The 16,569-nt window shown below is 45.6% G+C and carries 12 protein-coding genes; 2 read left to right on the forward strand and 10 right to left on the reverse strand.

The annotated features are described in order from the left end of the window. Nucleotides 1-2: 2 nt before the first annotated feature. The 9 genes from qoxC to BHE18_RS21795 all read right to left on the reverse strand — a co-directional run bounded on the left by qoxC (nucleotide 3) and on the right by BHE18_RS21795 (nucleotide 12,484). Nucleotides 3-614, reverse strand: coding sequence for a cytochrome aa3 quinol oxidase subunit III (gene qoxC, locus BHE18_RS21750; RefSeq protein ID WP_071620565.1), 612 nt, complete (start codon nucleotides 612-614; stop codon nucleotides 3-5). A gap of 2 nt (nucleotides 615-616) precedes the next feature. After that, nucleotides 617-2,581, reverse strand: a complete 1,965-nt coding sequence (gene qoxB / locus BHE18_RS21755; protein WP_083573927.1) for a cytochrome aa3 quinol oxidase subunit I — start codon at nucleotides 2,579-2,581, stop codon at nucleotides 617-619. Between the two features lie 19 nt (nucleotides 2,582-2,600). Next, nucleotides 2,601-3,623, reverse strand: a complete 1,023-nt coding sequence (gene qoxA / locus BHE18_RS21760; protein ID WP_071620566.1) for a cytochrome aa3 quinol oxidase subunit II — start codon at nucleotides 3,621-3,623, stop codon at nucleotides 2,601-2,603. Nucleotides 3,624-4,492: 869 nt separating this feature from the next. Continuing rightward, a complete protein-coding gene (aspA, locus tag BHE18_RS21770) occupies nucleotides 4,493-5,923 on the reverse strand; it encodes an aspartate ammonia-lyase (protein ID WP_071620568.1) in 1,431 nt (476 codons plus the stop codon). A 150-nt stretch (nucleotides 5,924-6,073) separates the two neighbouring features. Continuing rightward, on the reverse strand, nucleotides 6,074-6,769 hold the full coding sequence (locus tag BHE18_RS21775; RefSeq protein WP_071620569.1) for an ABC transporter ATP-binding protein: 696 nt from the start codon (nucleotides 6,767-6,769) through the stop codon (nucleotides 6,074-6,076). After that, nucleotides 6,766-8,412 (reverse strand): ABC transporter permease, encoded by a 1,647-nt coding sequence (locus BHE18_RS21780; RefSeq protein WP_071620570.1) that lies wholly within the window; start codon nucleotides 8,410-8,412, stop codon nucleotides 6,766-6,768. The genes BHE18_RS21775 and BHE18_RS21780 overlap by 4 nt, the downstream gene beginning before the upstream one ends. 2 nt (nucleotides 8,413-8,414) lie before the next feature. Then, the gene (locus BHE18_RS21785) at nucleotides 8,415-9,488 is read right to left on the reverse strand and encodes a Fe(3+) ABC transporter substrate-binding protein (protein ID WP_071620571.1); all 1,074 of its coding nucleotides are present in this window, start codon (nucleotides 9,486-9,488) and stop codon (nucleotides 8,415-8,417) included. 504 nt (nucleotides 9,489-9,992) lie between these two features. Next, on the reverse strand, nucleotides 9,993-12,095 hold the full coding sequence (locus BHE18_RS21790; RefSeq protein ID WP_071620572.1) for a heavy metal translocating P-type ATPase: 2,103 nt from the start codon (nucleotides 12,093-12,095) through the stop codon (nucleotides 9,993-9,995). A 20-nt stretch (nucleotides 12,096-12,115) separates the two neighbouring features. Continuing rightward, entirely contained in the window at nucleotides 12,116-12,484 is a 369-nt protein-coding gene (locus tag BHE18_RS21795; RefSeq protein WP_071620573.1) for an ArsR/SmtB family transcription factor, read from the reverse strand. 258 nt (nucleotides 12,485-12,742) lie between these two features. Here BHE18_RS21795 and BHE18_RS21800 point away from each other — a divergent pair, with 258 nt between their 5' ends. Both BHE18_RS21800 and brnQ read left to right on the forward strand, forming a co-directional pair. Continuing rightward, nucleotides 12,743-13,585, forward strand: coding sequence for a COX15/CtaA family protein (locus BHE18_RS21800; RefSeq protein ID WP_071620574.1), 843 nt, complete (start codon nucleotides 12,743-12,745; stop codon nucleotides 13,583-13,585). 481 nt (nucleotides 13,586-14,066) lie between these two features. Next, nucleotides 14,067-15,422: a branched-chain amino acid transport system II carrier protein gene (brnQ, locus tag BHE18_RS21805; RefSeq protein WP_071620575.1), complete on the forward strand. Its 1,356-nt coding sequence runs from the start codon at nucleotides 14,067-14,069 to the stop codon at nucleotides 15,420-15,422. A 78-nt stretch (nucleotides 15,423-15,500) separates the two neighbouring features. Here brnQ and BHE18_RS21810 read toward each other — a convergent pair whose 3' ends face one another. After that, nucleotides 15,501-16,151, reverse strand: a complete 651-nt coding sequence (locus BHE18_RS21810) for a GntR family transcriptional regulator (RefSeq protein WP_071620576.1) — start codon at nucleotides 16,149-16,151, stop codon at nucleotides 15,501-15,503. Nucleotides 16,152-16,569: the final 418 nt, after the last annotated feature.

Below are 16,569 nucleotides of genomic sequence, written 5' to 3' on the forward strand. Positions count from 1 at the left end.
TATTATCCCACCATCCCTAACAAGTACACGCTTGTAAACACGAAGATCCATACGAAATCAAGGAAGTGCCAGTACAAGCTGGATACAAATAGTTTTTTCGCAGTATCAGGATTCAATCCCTGCTTCTTCACTTGGAACATCACAAGGATGATCCATAGGATCCCCAGTGAAACGTGGAGTCCATGCGTACCGGTCAACAGATAGAATGAAGACCAGTATGCATTTGTTCCCATAGCAGCTCCTTCATGAATGAGGTGAAGGAACTCTGCTATCTCCATGTAAAGGAACCCTGCACCGAATAGCAGTGTGATGATCAGCCAGATCATCATCCCTTTGACATTTCTTCTTCTTAATTCATTTATCGACAATCCCGACGTGAAACTACTGATCAGTAGCAGCAGCGTCATGATGATTGTATTCTTCAGATCAAACACTTCACTTGGCATCGGGCCGCCTACCGTCCCGCTTTCAAGGGCAAAGAACGTGGCGAAGATCGTAGCGAACAGCGCCATTTCCGCTCCAAGGAAAATCCAGAAACCGAAGATATTCAGTTTCCCGATTTCCGATTGATATTCCAGTGGCGTGTTTGGATCTACATTTGTACTATGTGCCATACTCACGCCTCCCTCTTGAACCGATTTTCAGTTTTTTCGATCTCATCCACACTTACGTAGTAGCCTTTATCATACTTGTGCGAAGTAAGTGAGCGGTGCGCCATCGTTCCAAAGATCCCGACAAGCGCAATGATCGCAAGCCAGAATAGTTCGAACACAAGTCCGAATCCTGCAACAAAGAAGAGAGCGGACATGATGAACGGCACTCCTGCATTGTTCGGCATATGGATCGGTTTGTATTCAGGCTCTTCAGGCTTTCCTTTTTCTTTCCATTCCTGTTTCATGTAGTGGAATGCATCGACATTCTTCACTTCCGGTACATGAGCAAAGTTGTAGTGAGGAGGGATCGCTGAGCTTGTCGCCCACTCAAGTGTACGGCCGTCCCAGGCATCGCCCGTCATCTCACGTTTTGCATAACGGTAGCTGTAATATACGTTGTACACGATGATCATGAAGCCGACACCCATGCCGAATGCACCTACAGAAGAGATGACATTTAATGCTGTCCAGCCGTCTTCAGGTCCGTATGTGTACACACGTCTTGGCATACCGGCAAATCCAAGTACGAATTGCGGTAAGAAACATACGTTGAATCCGATCGAGAAGAACCAGAAAGCCCATTTCCCGATTCGTTCGTTCATCTTGATGCCGAACATCTTCGGATACCAGTAAACAAGTCCCGCGAAGCAGGCAAATACGACACCGGCGATCAATGTGTAGTGGAAGTGGGCAACCAGGAAGTAGTTGTTGTGATACTGGAAGTCAGCTGCAGCCATACCGAGCATGACACCAGTCACCCCGCCGATCAGGAATGTCGGGATGAACGCGACAGACCACATCATCGCGGTCGTAAACTCGATCCTTCCCTTATACAGGGTACCGAGCCAGTTGAATATCTTGATACCCGTCGGAATGGCGATCGCCATCGTCGTGATCGAGAATACACTGTTCACTGCCGCACTTCCGCCCATCGTAAAGAAGTGGTGGACCCACACGATGAAGCTGAGGAGTGAAATGGCAGCAAGCGAGATAATCATAGATCTATAGCCAAACAATGTCTTTCTTGCAAACGTCGCAATGATTTCCGAAAAGATACCGAAAGCCGGCAGGATAACGATATATACCTCGGGATGTCCCCATAGCCAGAACAGGTTCGACCAAAGCATCGGGTTCCCGCCATCAGTCAGCGTGAAGAAATGCGTGCCGAACAAACGGTCAAATGTCATCAGTGCAAGTGTGACAGTCAAGATCGGGAATGCAAACACGATGATGAATGCAGTGATCAAAGTCGTCCAAGTGAACATCGGCATGCGAAGCAGGGTCATGCCCGGCGCACGCATCTTGATGATCGTCACGACGAAGTTGATACCGGTCAATAATGTACCGATCCCTGAAATCTGAAGTCCGAGCAGGTAATAGTTGATACCCGGTCCAGGGCTTCCTTCAATCGCGAGCGGTGCATAGTTCGTCCACCCGGCATCCGGCGACCCGCCGAATACGAATGACATATTAAACAGGATCGCCCCGAACATGAATGACCAGAAACTCAGGTTATTCAAATACGGGAACGCAACGTCCCTTGCACCGATTTGCAAAGGTACAACAACGTTCATCAATCCAAGTAAAAACGGCATCGCCATGAACAGGATCATGATCGTACCGTGAGTCGTAAAGATTTCGTTATAGTGCTGAGATGATAAAAACTCGTTATTAGGCACCGTCAACTGGGCCCTCATCAATAGTGCATCGACTCCTCCGCGGAAGAGCATGACCAATGCAGCGAGAATATACATGATACCAATCTTTTTATGATCAACACTCGTGATCCAGTCGTTCCAAAGCCATTTCCACTTTTTAAAATACGTCAGTGTGGCGACAATCCCGATGACAGTGAATACAATCGAAATATTGGCTCCAAGAATCAACGGATCATTGAGGATTAAGTTATCTTTTATAAAATCAATCATCTAGAGTGGTCCTCCTTTCTTAATGCTCATGTCCCTCTTCTTTTTTTTCGTCTTTTGAATGTCCATCATGACCTTCCTGGTCCTGATGGCTTCCGCTGCCGCTTCCATGGTCCCCGTGTCCACTGTGGCCGGATTCTGCTTCCGCATCCGCACCGTGAGCATTATCAGAGACACCGTATTTCTCACGGATCGCATATGCATATTCGGAATTCTTACCATGATCGACAATGGACAAGTGAGTGGAAGAGAACGTCATTTCTTCGACCGTACCAGGCAGCATCAGCTTTTCATACGTCTTTTCATCAAGCTTCGGTTCGCTTGCCTTAACCTCTTTCACCCAGTCTTCGTACTTCCCTTCTTTCATGGCCACGAAATCAAACTGCTGGTGTGTCATTCCTTCACCGGTGAAGTTCGAGTTTCGGCCGTCGTATGTGCCAGGCTCATCCGCCTGTAAGTATAAATCGTTCACCATTCCAGGCATTCCGTAAATCTGGCCGCCGATCTGCGGCACCCAGAACGAAGCCATGGAGTCTGCAGCCGTCACCTTGAACAGAATCGGGTGATCTTCCGGCACATTGACATAGTTCACCGTTTCGATCCCTTCCTCCGGATAACTGAAGATCCATTTCCAGTCGACAGCCGTGGCATGAATAACGATGGGATCTTTATGGGCAGTCGCTTTTGGGGCTTCCCGCAACTCATATAGCGCCTTTGTGTTCGGAATCGACAAAGCAATGACGATCAACACAGGGATGAGCGTCCAGATGATTTCAAGCTTCGTGCTTCCATGCATCTCCGGTCTGTAATCACCTTTCCGGCTGCTTCGATATCTTAATAGAATAAATGTAAAGAATGATAGAACAACGACCATGATGCCAAGCATGTAATAAATCGACAGCATGATCAGGTCTTTCTGAATGACCCCTACAGGCCCTTTCGGATCGAGAATGATCATTTCACTTCCCGAACTGAATATGATGATGAAAAATAAAGAAACCAGACTTATCAAAACAATCAAGTATGGCTTGAATTTATCAAACAAAGGGTTCACCTTCCTTTACTTCGTATTTAACAGTTGTAGCATCATATTATCAAATTCTCTTAAGAAGGTACCCCCCTTTAACCGAACTGTAACCTGATTTTCGAAATTTAGACGAAAGTTATTCACAAAACGGTAACAATGTTGGAAAGAATTGCTCGAGAGGCAAAAAAATGACTCCCAACACTATTTCCGAATAGCATTGAGAGCGTTTTATGGATTGATAATTCAGAATTATACCGATATTTGAATGCTAATTGTGACAGTTATATTATTAAGTTTGTTACTGGGAAGCCAAAAAAACAGCTACATGGTTTTTTATATTTAAAAAGTAAATAATTAAGATCTCTTCACTCAAAAATATCTTCCTATTACGGGACAAATTAATTAATAACTTTACAATACCGCTAATGATTTCCGTGCAAGACTTCGCTTTCCGCGGGTGACCCGTGAGCCTCCTCGGCTTCGCCTGCGGGGTCTCACATTGGCCACTACTCCCGCAGGAGTCTTCGTCTTGCACTCCAATCAACCGCTAGAAAGAGCTTTTCTTACATGTCCATTTGAACAAATAAAACCCGTATGAATTCAGCTTCAAAGAAGGTAAATTCGTTCGGGTTTAAATTTGGCTATAACACTTTTGTGCCAGCCTCCGACTCAATTTTATAAATATGAATTGGTTCAAGAAAATCAAATATGTAACTTTGAAGAAATTCAACAGATTACAGCTATCATTACTCTTTTTAGTGAAGTCCCTATTCAGGTACGGGTTTCAATTCTTATAGAAGATACTGTAGGGGCGCTGCCCACAAAAATAAAAAACTTGCAGACTTAATCCGATTCAAGGATTTTTGTCTGCAAGCTTTTTTGCCTTTTTATTCACGATCAAACAGTACACGTCCGGCAATGCCGGGATTGGTCATTTCGTAAGGGTTTAAGATCAAATCAAGTTCTTCCTCTGTAAGAACATCGTATTCCAGGCAAAGTTCCCTTACGGATTTCCCTTTCAGGATCGCTTCCCTTGCGATTCTTGAAACGACTTCATATCCCAGGTGCGGGTTCACTGCCGTGATGATGCCGACGCTGTTTTCGACATATTCCTTCATGCGTGTCTCATTTGCTTCGATGCCGCTCAGGCAGTTGTCGGTGAAGCTTCTGAACGCGTTATTCATGATGCTGATGGATTGAAGAAGGTTGAATACAAGGACGGGCTCCATCACATTCAGTTCAAGCTGCCCAGCTTCAGAAGCAAGGGAAATGGTCTGGTCATTCCCCATCACCTGGAAAGCCACCTGATTGATGAGCTCCGGCATGACCGGATTCACTTTGCCGGGCATGATCGACGAACCCGGCTGTCTCGCGGGAAGGGAAATCTCGCCAAGTCCTGCGCGCGGACCTGAAGCCATCAGGCGCAGATCATTTGCGATCTTGGACATATTCGTCATGCATACCTTCAATGCAGAGGAAACCTCTGTATAGGCATCTGTATTCTGCGTTGCATCTACAAGATGCTCGGCGCCTGTCAAAGGCAGGCCGCTGATGTCAGCCAGATGATTCACGACACTCTTGATATATTCAGGGTCGGCATTCAACCCTGTTCCCACTGCCGTCGCACCCATATTTACTTCATACAGATGCTCGCGCGTACGGCCGATGCGCTTGATATCACGCTCGACAACGCGGCTGTACGCCTCGAATTCCTGGCCGAGACGGACAGGAACAGCATCCTGAAGATGGGTGCGGCCCATCTTGATGACATGGTCGAACTCCTGTGCCTTCTTTTTAAAGACAGCCAGCATATCTTCCATCGTGATAAGGAGCTTATCCAACAGTTTCAATGTGGAGATATGGATGACCGTCGGGAAGACGTCATTGGTCGACTGTGCCATATTCACGTGACTGTTCGGGCTGACTTTCCCGTATTCCCCTTTATGATGGGAAAGCAGTTCAAGCGCACGATTGGCGATGACTTCATTCGCATTCATGTTGATGGACGTCCCTGCGCCTCCCTGGATAGGGTCGACGATGAAATGCTCATGCAGATTCCCCGCGAGGATTTCATCGCAAGCCTGTACAATCGCTTCGCCGATTCCTTTATAAAGGCGTGTCGTTTCCATATTCGCAAGCGCTGCCGCTTTCTTGACAACAGCGAGCGCGTCGATCATTTCTTTATGAATTCTATAACCTGTCACAGGGAAGTTCTCCACCGCCCTGAGCGTCTGTATTCCATAATATACATTCTCAGGCACTTCTTTTTGCCCGAGGAAATCTTTTTCTATTCTGTATCCGCTAGTAGCAGTCGTCATGTCTCTACCCCTTTTGTGTGCGTTTTCAATACCACCAACGAGATTCTATCAATATTCGGTGCAGGAAGCAACGCTTTTTACTCTTTGCCAGAAACTGACTGACAAAATAAAGCAAAAGCCCGCACGGCTGCGGGCTTCTAAGGATAACATCTACTTTAAAAAGGTGAGCTCCCGGTCGTCGGGTGTCTGCTGCAGTAGGTCATCCTTATTTCCAAAAACAAGGCTCCTGTCACAAATGGCCTGTACGTCTTCTTTGTCATGCGAGACCATGATACAGGTCATGTTTGCCTTCTTCAATATGGTGCAGAGCTCATCCCGGATGGCACCCTTCAAGCTTGCATCCAGATTGCTGAATGGCTCATCCATCAGCAAGAGTTCCGGCTTGGGGGCAAGCGCCCTGGCAAGCGCGATCCGCTGCTGCTGCCCGCCGCTCAGCTGATGGGGATACCTTTTCTCGAACTCTGTCATCTGAATGAGCTCGAGCATCTCCCTCACACGGGGATTCCTTTCTTTCCTCGGCAGCCGCGACAACCCGAAAAGGAGGTTATCCCTTACCGTCATATGAGGGAAAAGGGCATAATCCTGAAACACCATGCCCACTCCGCGATTTTCGGGCTGAACGAACGTCTTCTTGCCGGCGACTTGCCTGCCTGCGATTTCGATGGTGCCTCCCCGCGGGATTTCAAGGCCTGAAATCAAGCGGAGGAGCGTGCTTTTCCCGCTTCCGCTCTCACCGAGGATCCCGACGATTTCTCCTTCATTCATGGAAAAAGAAAAATCCTTTATCACGGGGATCCGAGATTTTGGAAACGAAAATGTCAGGTTATTGATCGTAAGGATGTTCATTTCTTCACCTTCCTATCAATCATTTGGAATACAGCCACTGATACTACACTTAACAGAATGATCATCAGGGACGGGATGGCTGCTTCATGTATCATCTCATCCTTTGCATATTGGTACGTTTTTGTGGCAAGGGTGTCAAAATTAAACGGCCTGAGCAAGAGAGCCAGGGGCAGTTCTTTTATGATTTCGACGAAAGTCAGAATGAACCCGCTGAATAAAGCCCCTTTGATCAAAGGCAGATCCACCTTGAAAAAGGTTTTCGTCACCCCGAAACCGAGCATTCTTGACGCTTCTGAATATTTAGGCCCGATTTTCTCAAATCCGACTTCCACCGCATTATAACCCGTTGCCATAAACCGGACCGTATATCCGATCACGAGCATGGAAAGGGACAGGCTCAAAATGAGCGGGGCCGTTCCCCATCCCATATAAGAGTAAAATGGTGCAAGCAATGAATCAAGTTCAATGAATAATGCCAGGATTCCGATCGCTATGATCGCACCCGGGATCGAATAGCCTGCTGTAGCCAGCTTAGATAAGATGTACGTCCCGGAGGCTTGCGAACGCGTCACATTGGCGAGGATCACTGCAAATAACAGAATGAGTACCGTGGATATCAGTGCAACATAAACAGTCTGATTCAATAAAGTAAAAAATGTATCATCCCACACTTTCGCAAATGTAAGCTTGGACCATGCCAAGAGCTGGACCACGGGGATGAAGAAGCCGAGCAGGAAGATCAAGAGACAATAAGCGAAAGCGGCTGCGGCAGACAGCCCTTTCAGGCGCTGGCGTGTCAGCGGCCTTGCTTTACTGCCGATACTATATCTTCTCCCCTGCCTGAGCCATTTTTCGATGAAAAATAACCCAACCACTATGACCATCAGCCAGGCAGCGAGTCTCATGGCCGAGTCTGCATCATACATCCCGAACCACGTCTGGAATATCGCCGTTGTGATCGTGTGAATGCCAAAGTAACTTGTCACACCATAGTCACTCAGTACTTCATATACCACGAGCACAGCACCTGCCACCATCGCCGGCCTAGACAGCGGGAGTACGATCCTTACAAATATCGAGAACGGTTTCCTCCCCAGAAGCCTTGCATTTTCAAGGAATGAAGAGCTCTGGTTTTCGAGGAATGCCCTGCACATGATATATACATATGGAAATAGAAAAATCGTAAAGATGAAGACGGCTCCTCTCAGGGAGGAGATCGCGAGCCAATCAGGATCAACTTGATAATCAAACTGATTCCGCAATGTCACCTGAACGACTCCCGTGTAACTCAGCATCGTCCGGTAGGTGTAAGCTGCGATATATGGCGGGATCGCCAGCGGAAGAAGGAGCCCCCAGCTGAAAAAGCGTCTCATCGGGAAATCATAAGCGGCAATGATCCAGGCGAGGCTGACACCCAGAACCGCTGTAAAGATCCCTGTCAACAAAACCAGGATAATTGAATTGGCGGCATAATTTTTCAAGAGATATTCTTTTATTTGATACCAGTTTTCATTCGGTTCCTGGAAAATAGAAAAAAAGATAAACAAGATGGGCAGCAATATGATTGCTGCCCCCATCAAGCTTACCAGCCACCATCCGTTAAAATCTTTTCGGAAAAAATGTTTAACAGATTGTATACGCATAATTATTTCCAGCCTGTTTTATTGAAGATTTCAATGGCTTTTTGATTATGTTTCCCCAGAGTATCAAAGTCCAGATCCTGAATTCTGAACTTGCCCCATGATTCAAGGATTTCAGGCTTTTTCGCTTCATCATTCACCGGGAATTCATAGTTGTTTGCAGCTAAATATTCCTGAGCATCTTTGCCTGTCATATATTCGATCAGCTTCACGGCATTTTCAGGATGCTTACTGTGCTTCGTCAGACCGATTCCACTGACATTGACATGTGTGCCGTTTGTATCCTGGTTAGGGAAGAATACGCCCAGGCCTTCTGCGACTTTCTTTTCCTCGGGATCGGATGAATTAGCCATCAGTCCTACATAGTAAGTATTCATGATCCCTACATCACCTACACCGGCTGCAATGGCTTTCGCCTGGTCGCGGTCACCGCCGTCAGGCTGGCGGGCGAAGTTTTTCACGATGCCTTCTGACCATTTTTCGGCCTCTTTTTCACCATTCAATTCGATGAAAGAAGCAAGCAGCGACTGATTATATAGGCTTGTCGATGAACGGGCAAGCACTTTTCCTTTCCACTTGTCACTTGTTAAGTCTTCATAAGTTGATAATTGATCTTCTGACACACGGTCTTTTGAATAGACGATGACACGGGCCCTTGTCGCCATCCCGATCCATTTGTTTTCCTTGTCACGGAACGTTTCAGGAACGTTTTCGTTCACCACATCTGATTCAACCGCTTGAAGAATATCATTGTCTTTTGCGTGGGCAAGTACACCGCCGTCGACAGTGATGAATAAGTCCGCTTCCGTACTTTCCCCTTCGCGCTTCAGACGCTCGATGAGTTCTTCCGCTTCACCTTTGACAACGTTGACCTTAATGCCAGTCTCTTCGGTGAAGTCTTTATATACTTGATCATCTGCTTCATAATGTCTGGCAGTGTATACATTGACTACCTTTTCTTCTTTTTTGGAAGCGTTGTCTTTCGCACCCTCAGAATTGTCTTGTCCGCCGCACCCGGCAAGTGCAAGAGTTAATGCCGTTGTTGCAATAATAGGCTTTAGCAGTTTTGATACGTTCATCTCTTGTTTCCACCCTTATGTATGTATTTGAAAATGATAATTATTCTCACTTATTGATTTTACATACCCCTTCAAACTCCGTCAATACACATTTAAACTAAAAAAAGAAAATATGGATATTATGTGACAATTTCATCATACCGCTATTGATTTCCGTGCAAGACTAAGCTTTCCGCGGGTAGCCCGTGAGCCTCCTCTTCTTTTAAGGGGACTAACTGTCCAGCTGCAGGGCTTAGAGGCACATGTCATAAGTCAAACCGGCCAAGAAGGAAAAGAACGCCTTCCAGGCCGATTCGCCTTATGCCACACGCCTCTGAGCAAAGCCCTTCCGCTTTTCTGATAGGAGTCTTCGTCTTGCACTCCAATCAAACGCTGGAACAAACTACAAACTTTAGACAAGCTCAAACAAAATCAAACTAAAAAAACTGGACTCATTCAAATACTCCTATTGAATGATGGTCCAGCTTTTTTAAATTTATATGCTAGTTGTTCAGTTTCTTTCTTCTATGCTGAATCTCTTTTTTCCCCAATCATAATCGTGAGGCTGATCAATGTCACCAGGATGGTGGCCCCCATGTCTGACAGGATGGCGATCCAGAGTGTCAGCAGTCCCGGAATGGTCAGCAGCAATGCAATCAGCTTGAGACCGAGCGCCAGCGAAATGTTCAGCTTGATGATCTTATTGACCCGTTTTGAAATCGTGATGGCAGACGGCAGTTTGCCGAGGTGATCCTGCATAAGGACGACATCGGCGGTTTCAATCGCGCTGTCCGTTCCTTTCCCCATTGCAATGCCGAGATCCGCTGTGGCGAGTGCCGGTGCATCATTGATGCCGTCCCCGACCATCGCAGTCTTTCCTTTCGCGGTCAGTTCCTTCACCTTGGCAACTTTTTCATCAGGCAGCAGATTTGCATAATAGTCCGTCAACCCTACTTGTTTCGCCACTTTTTCTGCGGTTTTTTGATGGTCACCCGTCAGCATGACGGCATTGTTGATGCCTGCTGAATAAAGTTTGGAAATGATTCCCTTGCTTTCTTCGCGGATCTCATCGGTGATTCCGAATACCCCTAATACCTTTTCTTCATCTGAGACGATCACTAGGGTATAGCCTGCATCCTTCAGTGAGCCGATATCCGTCTCCGTCTTTTCGGATAAAGGGAAGCCGAGGCTTTTCTCATTTCCTACTTTGTAGGTCCTTCCATCGATAACCGCTGATACCCCCTGCCCTGAAATCGTATTGATCTCTTCAGGTTCGGTGTATGTGATGTTTTCGTGATCGATTTTTCCCATGACCGCTTTAGCAATCGGGTGGGACGATGTCTTTTCAATGGAACCGGCAATCCGGTAAAAATTCTCTTCATCATATACAATTGTTTTTTCCACATAGGGATGGCCTTTTGTCAGCGTTCCTGTCTTGTCAAAGGCGATCGTATCGATCTTACCGAGCTGTTCAAGGAATACGCCGCCTTTTACAAGGATGCCGTTTTTGGCATTACGTGCAATTCCCGAAACAATGGCAATCGGTGATGAAAGGATCAAGGCACACGGGCAGCCAACGATCAGTACGGCAAGGCCCTGATAAAACCATGATCCCCAATCGCCGTTCATGAACAGCGGCGGCACGACCATCACGAGAGCCGCAACAATCATGATGAGCGGCGTATAATAGCGGGCAAACCGGTTGATGAACAGCTCTGTCGGCGTCTTCGTTTCCTGTGCCTCTTCGACCAAGTGAAGGATTTTTGCAAGGGAAGAATCTTTATATTCCTTCGTGATCTTCACTTTCAGTACACCCTCATTGTTGATACTTCCCCCGAAGACCTTCTCATCCGGCTCCTTATCAACCGGCATGGCTTCTCCGGTGATGGCTGCTTCATTGACCGAGCTCTTCCCGGCTGCGACGATTCCTTCCGAAGGTATTTTCTGTCCGGACTTCACCAGGACAAGGTCTCCTGTTTTAAGGGTTTCGATCGGAACGACCCTTTCTTTTTCTCCCTCAATAAGGATCGCTTCCTTAGGTGCTACCTTCAAGAGTTCCTCCATCGATTTTCTTGCCTTTTCCATCCCCATGCCTTCCAACAGTTCATTGACACCGAACAAGATCGCAACGAGCGTTCCTTCCTTCCATTCACCGATGGAAAATGCGCCGATCAGGGCGATGGTCATGAGTGTATCAATGTTGAATTTAAACTTTAATAAGTTCTTAGCCCCCTTAATGAACGTAGGATACCCGCTCGTAGCGGCCGCAGTGAGATACATGAAGACTGGGACAAGATTATCCCACTGGGTATCGACATAGATGGCGGACAGAAAGATGATGGCGGAAATCCCCAGCAGGATCTTTATGTCGGTGCTGCTATCATGAACGTGGGAGTGGTCATGTTCATGTCCGCGGGCATCACCGTCATCAGGATCTTTGACAATGACAGCACCATCCGAGGAAAGGATCTTTTCAACCTTTTGCATATCGACGCCCTTAGCAAGCACCAGTTTGCTGCTGTTGTACAGGATCCTTGATCCTTCCCCGTTTTCAAGCTTATTGATTTCTTCTTCCATTTCCCTCGCGCAGTTTCCGCACGAAAGTCCCTGAAGTTTATATTCGTCCATCTTGAACTCCCCCATGATACTTAGTGGTGTCTGGCATGGTGCATGGTTTGCTGGAGCATGTTCATCACATGATCGTCATCAGCGGAATAATACAATGTCGTGCCTTCCCGTCTATATTTCACCAGGCGCAGGTTTTTCAGGAAACGCAGCTGATGGGAGACCGTGGTTTGAAGCAATGACAGCTTCTCGGCAATCTCATTTACTGAATGCTCTTTCTGAGCCAATAAGTGCAGAATCCGCACCCGTGTCGGTTCGGATAAAGCTTTGAACGTCTGTGTCACGATAAACAGGGTTTCTTCATCGATTTCAACACATGTTCCTTTTGTATCTTCTATTTCATCATGATGCTGTGAGTCCAACTCATGCTTCTTATCTTTATCTTTTCCCATGTTGACACTCCCATTCTATTCTTATATATGATAATGTGTTCATATATTATAATTAAATGATAAAAAAATATGCTTCTTGTGTCAATGCGTTCATTTGATTTTGGAAAAAAATGAGGGTAATGTTTTGCTCTGATTAGTTGATAAATGATGAACGTTATGTGAACTCTATACCTATCTTTTGTAGGAATCCGGCCAAGCTGATAGTATATGAACAGAAATCAATATAGTCGATTCAAACATGAAAGGACTTTTTATGAAATGAAAAATAAATTCTCATTATTTACGGTCTTCCTGACGATTGCAGCACTGGTACTCGGCAATCTGGTCGTGGCCACCAACTCCGGTGACGCCTGCGGGACAGATTGGCCGATCTGTAATGGAAAGGTCATTCCGGACATCACGGACTACCATATCGTGATTGAATATTCCCACCGGTTATTCACGACCCTGCTTGGTCTGTTCATCTTAATCAACGCCATCCTGGCCTGGAAAAAAACTTCAGAGAAGCAGGTGAAGTTCATTTCGACCCTTTCCTTGCTGCTCCTGTTAACGCAGGCGATGATTGGCGGGATGAATGTATTGCTGGGGACTCCTACCGGATTCACCACTCTTGATGTGATGTTCAGTCTGTTTTTGTTGATTTCCCTTGTCTTCCTTTATGCAGGATTAAGCGAACGGACATACCACGTCAAATATATGGAAATAAAAAAACCGTTGATCATCGGTGTTGTCATCCTCATGAGTGAAATCTTAATCGGTGCTGTCTTCAAACATTTCCGGCTCAGCGAACTGATTTTTGAAGTGAACCACACAGAGATCGCACTCGCAAATTTTGTCTACTTTACTCATGGAATCCTTGGACTGCTCACCCTTTTCTATATCGGTTATGCCGTCTTCCTTTCCATAAGGTTCAATGTGATGAGAATGCAGGCCTTATCATTAATCCTGGTGTCTGCACTTGCAACGTTCGGCGGATTCATAACCAAAACGGAAGAACTCAGCCCCGTCACATCTTCTGTGCACATGATTTTGTCCATCCTTACAGTCGCGCTGCTAAGCCATATGACAGCGGTGAGTTATTTTAATTCTAAGAGGAACTAGGCGGTTTGCCTGGTTCTTTTTTTTATGAAAGACTATTCTACAACTTATGATAAGCTTCTTTCCCCGGCTATCATATCGCATAATAAACAGGCTGTTTCCTCATACTAAACTCGATTGCACCATGAAATCGAGGTGATACCTAATGGAGCCAGCTGGACTAACGACTCCCGAACTATACACCTTTTATAACATCAAACTTTTCTATTAAATGCTCATTATTCAATATTTCTAACCGATATATCAAGCTAGTAAAGTTTTCTAAGGATCAATACGCTCACCTGAAAATACTTCGGCTTCGCCTACCTCTCCTATGTTTGAGGAATATCACTGTTTCAAGCCTCTAAACGTCATTTATTTACATATGAAAATTTTCTGAAATATATTGCATTATGCATATTAGGAGAGTATGATAGATTTCATTGATATATTGCATATCGAAATTATTATTCTTAAATATTTTTCATCATAGGAGGCATACTTCATGAAAGGAAAATTGACTTTTTCATCATACGCGACCATAGGCGTCATGCTTTTCGCATTATTTTTCGGGGCTGGAAACCTGATCTTCCCGGCACAGCTCGGTCAAAATGCCGGAACCAATCTCTGGCCGTCCATCATTGGCTTTTTAATTACAGGAGTGGGACTTCCGCTGCTCGGAATCATCGCAATGAGTTTCTCAGGGAGCCGTAACCTTCAGGAACTTTCAAGCCGCGTACACCCGGTTTATGCCGTGTGTTTCACGTCACTGCTTTATCTGACCATCGGGCCGTTCTTCGCGTCTCCCCGCACGGGTACCGTTGCGTACGAGGTAGGGATAGCCCCTTTTATAAATGAGTCTTCACAGCAAATGGGACTCTTCATTTTCACCTTACTATTTTTTGGTGCGGTTCTCTTATTCTCATTGAAACCTGCCAAGCTTGTAGATAATATTGGAAAGTTTTTGGCACCCGGGCTGGTGGTCATGCTTGCCGTTCTTCTTGTGGCTGCAATAGCCAATCCGATGGGCAGCATGGAAGCACCTCAGGAAGCTTATACGAATGGCGCATTTATCACTGGTTTTCTGGAAGGATATAATACCATGGATGCACTTGCCTCATTGGTATTTGGTATTATCGTGATTAACGCGATCCGTGCAATGGGCGTAACTTCGAATACCGATATTCAAAAAGCAACTGTCAAAGCAGGCAGTATTGCCATATTGCTGCTCGCTGTGATTTATGTCGGAATTGCTTATCTAGGGGCAACAAGCGCACAGATTTATGGAACCTTTGAGACCGGCGGACCGATTTTGAGTAACGCTGCCTCCCACTACTTCGGTACACTTGGTTCCGTTATGCTTGCGATTGCCATCATATTGGCATGTCTGACAACAGCGATCGGATTGACGGTAGCCAATGCCGAATATTTTCATACGTTGTTTCCGAAGATCAGTTATCAGAAACTTGTTGTCTTTTTTGCCACAATCACCTTCGTGATTGCGAACTTTGGATTGTCAAACATCATCTCCTACTCTATACCGGTCCTGATGTTCTTATATCCACTGGCGATTGTGCTGATCATCCTGACATTTCTGTCTCCATTGTTTAATCACGCAACGATTGTTTATAGTTCAACCATCGCTGTGACATTTTTGATCAGCATCTTTGATGGCCTCAAGTCGCTTTGTGACTCACTTGGAATCGAGTATTTCAGCTGGATGAAGCCAATTGTAGCTTTTTATGAACAAACTTTGCCCCTATACAATCAAGGGCTTGGATGGCTGCTGCCGGCCCTTGCCGTCATTATCGTTACCGGTGTGATCAGCCGTTTCCAAAGAAAGGCTCCGGTCCATGCTTAGTAACAAGTGACAATAGCGTTGGCCTCATAAAAAAAGCCGGCCCCCTCATAAAAATGAGGGGACCGGCTTTTCATTTGTCTATGCCTGAAAATCCTCCAGTGTACCTAGCCAGTTATCTTTCATGATGGCTGCTGCCTTATCCTTATCACCATGTTTCAAGGCCGAAATAATGGCTTTATGTTCATCGATCGACCTCTCGGTTAAGATAATGGAATTATGGAAAAAATGCCTTCGGACATGTGCCTGCAAGGACTTTACCATGTTTTTGATATATGTATTTTTCGTTATTTCTATAATGACCTGGTGAAATTCTTCATCTATTTTCAAGGCAGCGTAGGCATTCTTTGAATGGATTAACTTTGCGAAATGCTCATTGATATCTTCCAGCTGCTTCAGCTGCTCCTCTGTGATATGGCCGATTGCCAACTCAGCAGACAAAGACTGCAAGGCAGCCAACGGAGGGAGCAGATCCTTGATCGCTTCACGTTCGATTTCTGTGACTTCCGTACTCTTACCAGGGTACATTTTAACGAACCCCTGCACTTCCAGAAGCTGCAGCGATTCACGTATCGGTGTTCTGCTGCTTCCTAACGCATTAGCAAGTTCAGTATCATTCAATTTTTCGCCTGGACTCAATGTTCCATCAATGATCCACTCCTGAATCTGGTTGAATGCGTTTTCCTTGGCAGATTGGCGGACAGGCTTAGAATGGTTTGTTGGTATGGGCATAGAAATCAGCCTTTCTGGAAATTCATTTGGTATGTAAAATTATACAGGAAAATAGACTTTATTGAAATATGCAATATATTATTGGGTCATTACCTGTGAAAAAAAGTACACGTTATTGCCGAAGGAGGTAAAGGCAGATATATTCCAGAAGAATGGGGATTTGAGGAAATAAGTTTATAAAAAGTATGTGGGATAAAACTAAAAAAATTCCATATAGCGGCAAACAATAAAAGTATAGTTTCTTTATGCGCTAATGATTTCCGTGCAAGACTTCGCTTTCCGCGGGCGGCCGGTGAGCCTCCCTCACGATAATGGCAGGTTACTTAGAATATCTTTGTTTTTCTCGGGATTTCTTAAGTGTTCAACATAAGAGACACGGCATGGTCAAACAGATACACCCAAATTTAAATATATCTGG

Source organism: Rossellomorea aquimaris, assembly GCF_001877785.1.
Classification (GTDB): domain Bacteria; phylum Bacillota; class Bacilli; order Bacillales; family Bacillaceae_B; genus Rossellomorea; species Rossellomorea aquimaris_A.

Excerpts from the sequence above, each read along its gene's own strand:
- qoxC (WP_071620565.1), bottom strand. The coding sequence starts at position 614 with ATGGCACATAGTACAAATGTAGATCCAAACACGCCACTGGAATATCAA.
- qoxB (WP_083573927.1), bottom strand. The coding sequence starts at position 2,581 with ATGATTGATTTTATAAAAGATAACTTAATCCTCAATGATCCGTTGATT.
- aspA (WP_071620568.1), bottom strand. The coding sequence starts at position 5,923 with ATGACGACTGCTACTAGCGGATACAGAATAGAAAAAGATTTCCTCGGG.
- BHE18_RS21775 (WP_071620569.1), bottom strand. The coding sequence starts at position 6,769 with ATGAACATCCTTACGATCAATAACCTGACATTTTCGTTTCCAAAATCT.
- BHE18_RS21780 (WP_071620570.1), bottom strand. The coding sequence starts at position 8,412 with ATGCGTATACAATCTGTTAAACATTTTTTCCGAAAAGATTTTAACGGA.
- BHE18_RS21785 (WP_071620571.1), bottom strand. The coding sequence starts at position 9,488 with ATGAACGTATCAAAACTGCTAAAGCCTATTATTGCAACAACGGCATTA.
- BHE18_RS21790 (WP_071620572.1), bottom strand. The coding sequence starts at position 12,095 with ATGGACGAATATAAACTTCAGGGACTTTCGTGCGGAAACTGCGCGAGG.
- BHE18_RS21795 (WP_071620573.1), bottom strand. The coding sequence starts at position 12,484 with ATGGGAAAAGATAAAGATAAGAAGCATGAGTTGGACTCACAGCATCAT.
- BHE18_RS21800 (WP_071620574.1), top strand. The coding sequence starts at position 12,743 with ATGAAAAATAAATTCTCATTATTTACGGTCTTCCTGACGATTGCAGCA.
- brnQ (WP_071620575.1), top strand. The coding sequence starts at position 14,067 with ATGAAAGGAAAATTGACTTTTTCATCATACGCGACCATAGGCGTCATG.
- BHE18_RS21810 (WP_071620576.1), bottom strand. The coding sequence starts at position 16,151 with ATGCCCATACCAACAAACCATTCTAAGCCTGTCCGCCAATCTGCCAAG.